This is a genomic window from Pseudomonas sp. 21615526 (genome assembly GCF_013386245.1).
GTDB lineage: Bacteria > Pseudomonadota > Gammaproteobacteria > Pseudomonadales > Pseudomonadaceae > Aquipseudomonas.
On the sequence record NZ_JACAOM010000263.1, the window covers coordinates 1 to 431 of the forward strand.

Here is a 431-nt window from a genome sequence, read left to right on the forward strand (position 1 = left end):
ACCCGGTGGCGGCGGTGGGCATAGGGGCGGTGAATGCGGGGGATGCGTTTATCACGTTGGGGACGAGTGCGGCCATCGTGGCGATTACTGATCACTCGGCGGGGAATCCGGCGAGTGCGGTGCATAGTTTTTGTCATGCGTTGCCTAATCGCTGGTACACCATGGGCGCCATGCTGGCCGGGGCCAGTTGCTTGCGGTGGGTGACGCGGTTGACGGGGTCGGTTGATGAGCAGGCGTTGCTGGATCGGGTGCAGGCCGAGTTGCCGATCGGGCAGGGCGTGCCGGTTTCCAATCCGTTGTTTTTGCCGTATTTGGCGGGGGAGCGCACGCCCCATAACGACCCGTTGTTGCGGGGTGGTTTCATGAGCCTGGGGCATGACTGCACGCCGGCCATGCTGGGGTATGCGGTGATGGAAGGGGTTGGGTTCGGG

1 protein-coding gene is annotated in these 431 nt (G+C 63.8%); it reads left to right on the top strand.

What is annotated here, in order from left to right:
* Nucleotides 1-431: FGGY-family carbohydrate kinase (locus HX786_RS31610; RefSeq protein ID WP_256735359.1), on the top strand; the 431-nt coding region annotated here is incomplete at both ends.